Below are 7,504 nucleotides of genomic sequence, written 5' to 3' on the forward strand. Positions count from 1 at the left end.
AAACTTAGCCCAAAATCGTCACATGAGACGCTATCTAACCTCACTCATTATTACCCTATTTTTTGGGCTTACTAGTAATGCTCAAGAAGGAATCCCTGTTTATTTTGATTATTTGGCTGATAACTATTATTTGGTATATCCGTCAATGGCCGGTATCAGTGAAGGAGGTAAAATACGTCTTACTGCTAGAAAACAGTGGTTTAATGTGGATGAAGCGCCCAGCTTACAAACATTGAATGTCAATTTTAGGGCTGGTCAACGAAGTGGTGTGGGGGGTATCTTGTTCAATGATGCTAATGGATACCATTCCCAGACAGGTTTTAAGGGGACTTATGCCCATCATTTACAATTGGCTGGAGATTTTAGAACGTTGAATCAATTATCTTTTGGTTTAAGTGCAGGAGTAATTTTAAGTAGTTTGGATGAGACAGAGTTCCGTTCTGTAATTCCTGATCCAGTTGTTTCTGGGGTGAAGAATACGGCCAGTTACTTTAATGTGGATTTAGGGGTTTCCTACAACTTTCTTGAATTTTATGCTCATGCTGCCGTTCTTAATCTTTTAGGTAGTGGACGTGATTTGTATACCGTTCAGGAGTTTGATAATTTGAGAAGGTATTTGCTTTCTGCTGGTTATGTTTTTGGAAGAAACACCCGGGTAGAACCTTCGATACTTTTCCAAATGACAGATTTTACCAAAGAGAAAACCATTGACCTCAATGCCAAGGTTTATAAAGATTTAAATGAAAAGACCACGGTTTGGGCCGGACTTTCTTATAGACGAAGTTTTGATGGTGCTCAATTTCAGACCAATGGTGGTTTTGGCGAGCAAAGACTTCAATTGTTCACTCCGATAGTTGGAATCAATGTAAATCGATTTATGTTTTCCTATAATTACTCCTATCAATCTGGGGATATTCGTTTTGATAATGGTGGCTTTCATCAAATTACCTTGGGATATGATTTTGGGGAAAACGACCAAGGCAAGCGATATGATTGTTACTGCCCAGCTGCCAACAATTAAAAATGGCCCACCTTTTAAGATGGACCATTTTTTCCAACCAGCATGAAATAAGCGTCTAATCCCACTTATAATTTTTCTTGGAAGCTTGGGTCTTTATGGCATTCAATAAAGCATTTTCCAACTCTCCCTTTTCATCCTTTTGATTTTTAGCGATATAAGCTTCTCGTTTAGCGTTTAGTTCTTTAATCTGATCTTGAATTTTTTCACGCTCTATTTTTTTCTCTTCAACAAATTCCTTGATTTCCTCTTCTGATTTTCCTTTCAACCCCTCTGGAAGGTCTTGCTCTTCTAACTCAGATAGAACCACTTCATCCTCTTCTATGGCATCTACCAAATCCCATTGTGAGTTTTTATAAAGACGTGAACTTTTACTTACCGATCTTTTTACGGCTACTGCGGCTTCCATGTCAGCAGCATTACTGTCCTGAACACTTTGAAGCATTTTCTTTTGTTTGCCAAGCGAACCATAAGAAATGTAGGTGTTGTTCAGCTTAGAATTCAATTTAATAATAACATCATCATATGGGGTATCAATATGGACAACCTGTCTATTGTGGTCGATGGCCATATATTCACCACCGGTTAAAACAGCGCCACTTTTCCACATAGTGGAAATGCCCTGTTGGTAGTTGCCACAGAAAATAGTGTTTACAATTACATCTTTTTCCTTGGCATTGGTTGCGGCATCTTTGTAATTTAGCTTCCCCTGAGTAAAAGGTTCATTGCCTGCAATAAAAATCATTTTAAGATCGTCTGCGTTTTTGCCCCAATCCAATTGTTTCAATGAGGTGTGAATTACCTGACCGCAGTATTCCTCTCCGCCATTGGTGGTCAAGGAGAACAACTTTTCTGAAATCTCATCCAAATCACTGCTGAAGCCAATAACTTGTCTTATATAACCTTCATTGGAAGAAAGGTTATCATTGCCATATTCATACAATGATATCTGCAATGATGGTCTAGCGTCATTGCCACATTTCGCATAGGTAAATTCATTCACAATATCCCATAATTGTGCTTTTGCCTGATTGATTAGTCCGTCCATACTATTGCTTGTATCCAACAGCAATGCAATTTTCACATATTGTTTAGCGGGTTTTTCTGCATGTGTTTTTGTTAGCAAAGCAGTTTTCTTTGGCTCTTTGGCCTTGAGGTCGCAACCATACATGCTGCCAGTAGTAAGCGTTAAAAGCGCTATTCCTAAAAGGTGTTTCAAATGTTTCATAGTTCAATGTTTTTAAAAGTCGGGATAAAAGTAGCGGCAACTTTTTTGGATAAAAATCTAGAATGAGTGAAGTGGCTTTCTGGATGAGTAAACCGTGTTTGTGCTTTTGTAAAGTGGTCAATTGAAGGTCTTTTCAGGCTATTTTGGCAACTTTTCCATTTTTTAATACGCTTAGGATGAACTAAGTTTACCTCAGTATTACCAGAAAAATGATAGTTAGAAATTACATAACAGTTTTCCTTTTATTGGTTTTCCAAATTGGAGTTGCTCAAGTGGAAAATACCTCTGCACAGTTTGAACTTAAAGGTTCTGTGAAGGGAAAGGAGAGCTTTATGCCGATTTCTGGAGTGCAGATTTCAACGGACAAAGGAAGATTTACCACAACGAATGGGTTGGGTGAGTTTAAGATCAGGGCTTCAGTCGGGGATATCCTTATCGTGGAAAGTACAGATTTTGAAACAGTACGCCACCGCATAAAATCAAAAGAGGATATAGATGTCCTGGTTATGGGATATTCGGAACAGAGCGTTTCAAAAAAAGAGAAAAAATCAAGTTCCAGAAGTGTTATGGGGCACCAAAGGTTTCTGGATTCTGCGAACTTTTATAAGCGGATAGATTTAGAAAAAAGTATCGACTTTATTACCAAATCCATTGCACCTTTGGGTTCACGAGATAATAAAAAAGAACTTTCCCAATCATTGTCAATGTTGGGCGAAATTTATCTCTACCACAAACAATACGACCTCGCCATCACTAATTTTAAAGATGCGTTAGCTGCGAGATCATCAATTAAAACCAAAATACTTTTAGGGAAAACCTACATTCTGAACGGACAACTTAAAGATGCCGAAACCACACTATCTCCTTTATTGGAAGTGAAAAAAATGGTTCCTTATCAGCGTGTTGAACTTTATGAAGCACTCGGCGATGCCAATAAAGGGCTGTCCAACCATAAAAATGCACTCGATTTCTATCAAGAAGGACTCAAAGTTGCTGAAAAGAACCAAATTTCTCCAAAAGTTATCGATTTAAACTCTAAAATAGCTGATACCTATGCAAGTGAGGATAAATTAGTTGAGGCAGAGGGTTTCTACAGTAATTCTTTGAATCTATCAAAACAGGTGAATCCTCAGCGACAGATTCAAGAAAATGAAAAAGTTGCAGATTTTTACAATCAGAAGAACCGGTTTGATGATGAGATTCAGTTGCGCAAACAAAGTTTAAGTGAACTGCAGCAACTGGATGGTGTGGCTAGCCTGAACACCCAGAAAGGAATTTCCAATTCGGATACCATTACATCGCAGCGTATCAACTACAAAATTGCCAATGCCTACATTGCCCAAGATAAATTGGATGAGGCTATTCCCTATTTGGAAAAAAGTATTGTTGAGGCTGATGCGGAGGACGATTTAGTGGTCCAAAAAGATGCTACCCGTAAACTTTCTGAGGTGTATCGTTACAAGGGCGACTTTTCAAAAGCCTTGGAGTCTTATCAGGCCTATGTTACTGTTGTGGACAGTCTTTATATCAGGAAAGAGCAAGAAATTTCCAGGTCGGCCCGATTGAATCGAGAAATAGCGACAAAGCAAAACCGAATTTCAAGCTTGGAGCAGGAAAGAGAGCTTTCGCAGAGTAAATACAGTTTGGCAGTTACCGAGCAACAACTGTTTCAAGAAGCCAGTAAAAGGCAAAAATGGATTATTTATTCCTTGATTTTTGGAATTTTCTTAATGGGATTGACGGCCTTTTTATACTACAGAAGTAATAGGCAACAGAAGTTGGCCAATAACCTATTGGCTTTAAAATCCTTACGCACACAAATGAACCCGCATTTCATTTTCAATGCGTTGAATTCGGTGAATAATTATATTGCTAAAAGTGATGAGCGCAGTGCCAATAGATTTTTGAGTGAATTCTCTGTTTTGATGCGTAGCGTGCTTGAAAATTCAGAAGAGGATTTTATTCCACTGTCCAAAGAACTGGAACTGCTGGAGCTATATGTAAAGTTGGAGCATTCCCGTTTTGAGGATAAATTCGATTACGAAATTAAGGTGGATGAAAAAATAGATGTTGAAGCCTTTCAGATTCCCCCCATGTTATTGCAACCCTATATTGAAAATGCTATTTGGCACGGTTTGCGTTACAAGGAAGAAAAAGGATTCTTAAAGATCACGGTAATTCATGTAACCAATGATCTATTGGAAATCAAGATAGAGGATAACGGTATAGGACGAAAAAAATCCGCTGAGCTGAAGACCAAAAATCAAAAGAAACAGAAATCAAAAGGAATGGGGAATATCAAAAAACGTATCCAGATTCTCAATGAAATGTACAAGAACAAAGTAGACGTATCCATTTCTGATTTATACAATGACCAAACCGGCACCAAGGTGTCCCTAAAGCTTAAAAAAGATTAATGGAACTAAGGGCAATTATAGTTGAGGATGAGGCAAACAGTAGAGAAATCCTGAGGAACTATTTAGCAAAATACTGTGAAGGAGTCCAATTGTTGGGAGAAGCATCCAATGTGGAAGAAGGATTGAAATTAATCCAAGGTCAAAAACCCGATTTGGTGTTTTTAGATGTGGAAATGCCGTTTGGAAATGCCTTTGACCTGTTGGACAAAGTACCGAACCGTACTTTCGAGACTGTTTTTGTGACCGCGTATAATCAATATGCCATAGATGCCCTTAACCATCACGCGGCTTACTATTTAATGAAGCCTATCAATATTGATGAATTAATCAAGGCCGTTGATTATGTAAAGGACATCAAGAAAAAAGAAAACGATTTGGATGGTCAGGTCCTTAAAGTTATGCCCATGAAGGCAGAAGGGAAAATTACATTGCCACAACAAGATGGTTTTCAGGTGCTGGAAGTTGGAGATATCTATTTTTGTAAGGCCGATGATAATTACACAGAAATCTATTTAGAACAAAAGAAGATAGTGGTCAGCAAAACCCTAAAATATTTTGAAGATGCCTTAAAACCGTATGCGTTTGCCAGAATCCATAAATCATATTTGGTAAATGTGACCGAAGTGGTCAAATATAAAAAAGGAAAAGGAGGGAGTGTAGTGCTGTCCAACGGAAAGGAATTGTCCGTTTCTGCCTCCAAAAAATCTGATTTGTTGTCCTATTTTCAATAAATACATAAAAATGATACTGAAATCCGTTAGAGGAAAGTCCCCAAATATTGGCAAGGATTGTTTTATTGCAGAAAACGCAACTATAGTTGGCGAAGTGGATATGGGAGAACAGTGCAGTATATGGTTTAACGCGGTTGTTCGCGGAGACGTACACTACATCAAAATGGGCAATAAAGTGAATGTGCAAGATGGAGCCGTAATTCATTGTACCTATCAAAAATCACCAACCACTATTGGAAATAATGTATCCATAGGCCATAATGCCATTGTACACGGTTGTACCATTAAGGATAATGTGTTGGTGGGAATGGGCAGTATCATTATGGATGATTGTGTAGTGGAAAGCAATTCTATAATCGCCGCGGGAGCTGTGCTTACAAAAGGCACACATGTTGAAGCTGGAAGCATTTATGCAGGCATGCCCGCTAAAAAAATAAAAGATGTAAGTCCAGAATTGACATCTGGAGAGATTGATCGTATTGCAAATAACTATGTAACTTACGCCAGTTGGTTTAAGGAAGATTAAAGAATCATCCCTATTTTAGCACCTTTCAAAACCGAACTAAATGAAAGCATATATTTTTCCCGGACAAGGAGCACAATTTGTGGGAATGGGATTGGATTTATACGAAAATCATCCCGAAGCACAACAACTTTTTGAGCAAGCCAATGATATTTTAGGATTTTCCATTACGGATATTATGTTCGAAGGAACCCCCGAAGACTTGAAACAAACAAAAGTTACCCAGCCGGCTATTTTTTTACACTCAGTAATTCTAAGTAAAGTCCTTGGGGAAAATTTCAAGCCAGATATGGTTGCAGGTCATTCCTTAGGGGAGTTTTCCGCTTTAGTGGCCAACGGAACTCTTAATTTTGAAGATGGCCTCAAATTGGTTTCACAACGCGCTTTGGCCATGCAAAAAGCCTGTGAGTTGCAACCCAGTACCATGGCAGCGGTTTTGGGGTTGGATGATGAGGTGGTCGAAAAAATTTGTGTGGAAACAGATGGAATAGTAGTGCCGGCCAATTATAATTGTCCTGGACAACTGGTAATTTCAGGAGAAGTGGATGCCGTGAATGCAGCTTGTGAAAAATTAAAAGAAGCTGGAGCACGAAGAGCCTTGTTGTTACCTGTTGGAGGCGCGTTCCATTCGCCATTAATGGAACCTGCACGAGAAGAACTGGCAGCGGCTATTGAAAATACTGCATTTAATGTTCCTACTTGTTCCATTTATCAAAATGTAACAACAACTGCGGTATCAGATGCCGATGAAATAAAAAAGAACCTTATGCTACAACTGACCGCTCCGGTAAAATGGACACAAAGTGTACAACAAATGGTTGCAGATGGAGCAAAGTCTTTTATTGAAGTAGGTCCGGGCAAGGTGTTGCAAGGATTGGTGAGAAAGATAAATTCTGATACAGAAACTGCTTCTGCAAGCGTTTAAAAATAGGGCTTTTCTTACCTAAAAGGTATTTCACCCAAGAAACATAGATTTAATCTGTAAAGTAGTTGGCATTCTTTTGTTTTTTAGTAATATTGGCTTCTCCCAAACAACCAACCACATGTTACAAAAGAACGGACACTGAAAATCATTGATTAGGTAATGTTACCCTTCCTTAAAAGAATTGCTATACCCCCTTTCTCCAACTATGGACAAGGAAGATTTCTATTTTTTGTATTTACACTTTTTTGTGTTGGTTTTGGATATGGGCAAGAGGGTATCAGCATCAGCGATGTGACCCTTGACGAGGGCGATTCCGGCACTACGGACTTTGTTTTCACGGTTAGCGTAGACGGAGGCGGAAACGCTTCGTCCAACATAGATTTTGACTACACGACGTCTGATGGCACCGCGACGGTTGCCGATGGGGACTATGACCTTGAGGCTGGTTCGGGACAGATTACGGCCGGGAGCCCTAGCACGACCATTACGGTTACGGTGAACGGGGACACGGACGTTGAGCTTGACGAGGGCTTCACGGTCGAGCTGAGCAATTACGGGAACATCAGCGATGGCACTGGCGCCGGCACGATCAACAACGACGACAGCGTGACGGTCGAGTTCTCCCAGGCCACGGGCTCCGATGCTGAGAACACGGGGGGCAA

7 protein-coding genes are annotated in these 7,504 nt (G+C 39.6%); 6 read left to right on the plus strand and 1 reads right to left on the minus strand.

The window, feature by feature from the left end; all coding sequences use genetic code 11:
• The first annotated feature begins 22 nt into the window (after positions 1–22).
• On the plus strand, positions 23–1,021 hold the full coding sequence (locus tag HJC33_RS11775; RefSeq protein ID WP_171659022.1) for a PorP/SprF family type IX secretion system membrane protein: 999 nt from the start codon (positions 23–25) through the stop codon (positions 1,019–1,021).
• Positions 1,022–1,076: 55 nt separating this feature from the next.
• Here HJC33_RS11775 and HJC33_RS11780 read toward each other — a convergent pair whose 3' ends face one another.
• Positions 1,077–2,246 carry a vWA domain-containing protein gene (locus HJC33_RS11780; RefSeq protein WP_171659023.1) on the minus strand — a complete coding sequence of 390 codons (1,170 nt, stop codon included), beginning with the start codon at positions 2,244–2,246 and terminating at the stop codon, positions 1,077–1,079.
• Between the two features lie 209 nt (positions 2,247–2,455).
• Here HJC33_RS11780 and HJC33_RS11785 point away from each other — a divergent pair, with 209 nt between their 5' ends.
• From HJC33_RS11785 to HJC33_RS11805, 5 genes are all read left to right on the plus strand, one after another.
• On the plus strand, positions 2,456–4,663 hold the full coding sequence (locus HJC33_RS11785; RefSeq protein WP_171659024.1) for a tetratricopeptide repeat-containing sensor histidine kinase: 2,208 nt from the start codon (positions 2,456–2,458) through the stop codon (positions 4,661–4,663).
• A complete protein-coding gene (locus HJC33_RS11790) occupies positions 4,663–5,394 on the plus strand; it encodes a LytR/AlgR family response regulator transcription factor (protein WP_171659025.1) in 732 nt (243 codons plus the stop codon). The genes HJC33_RS11785 and HJC33_RS11790 overlap by 1 nt, the downstream gene beginning before the upstream one ends.
• 10 nt (positions 5,395–5,404) lie before the next feature.
• Positions 5,405–5,920 (plus strand): gamma carbonic anhydrase family protein, encoded by a 516-nt coding sequence (locus HJC33_RS11795; protein ID WP_171659026.1) that lies wholly within the window; start codon positions 5,405–5,407, stop codon positions 5,918–5,920.
• Positions 5,921–5,960: 40 nt separating this feature from the next.
• Positions 5,961–6,842, plus strand: a complete 882-nt coding sequence (gene fabD, locus HJC33_RS11800; protein WP_171659027.1) for an ACP S-malonyltransferase — start codon at positions 5,961–5,963, stop codon at positions 6,840–6,842.
• Positions 6,843–7,001: 159 nt separating this feature from the next.
• A partial coding sequence (locus tag HJC33_RS11805) for a Calx-beta domain-containing protein (RefSeq protein WP_216366693.1) occupies positions 7,002–7,504 on the plus strand: 503 nt, incomplete at its 3' end.

It is taken from the genome of Flagellimonas amphidinii, from assembly GCF_013090115.1.
GTDB lineage: Bacteria > Bacteroidota > Bacteroidia > Flavobacteriales > Flavobacteriaceae > Flagellimonas > Flagellimonas amphidinii.

Coding starts and splice junctions, on each gene's coding strand:
- HJC33_RS11795 (WP_171659026.1), top strand. CDS start 5,405: ATGATACTGAAATCCGTTAGAGGAAAGTCCCCAAATATTGGCAAGGAT.
- HJC33_RS11785 (WP_171659024.1), top strand. CDS start 2,456: ATGATAGTTAGAAATTACATAACAGTTTTCCTTTTATTGGTTTTCCAA.
- HJC33_RS11775 (WP_171659022.1), top strand. CDS start 23: ATGAGACGCTATCTAACCTCACTCATTATTACCCTATTTTTTGGGCTT.
- HJC33_RS11790 (WP_171659025.1), top strand. CDS start 4,663: ATGGAACTAAGGGCAATTATAGTTGAGGATGAGGCAAACAGTAGAGAA.
- fabD (WP_171659027.1), top strand. CDS start 5,961: ATGAAAGCATATATTTTTCCCGGACAAGGAGCACAATTTGTGGGAATG.
- HJC33_RS11780 (WP_171659023.1), bottom strand. CDS start 2,246: ATGAAACATTTGAAACACCTTTTAGGAATAGCGCTTTTAACGCTTACT.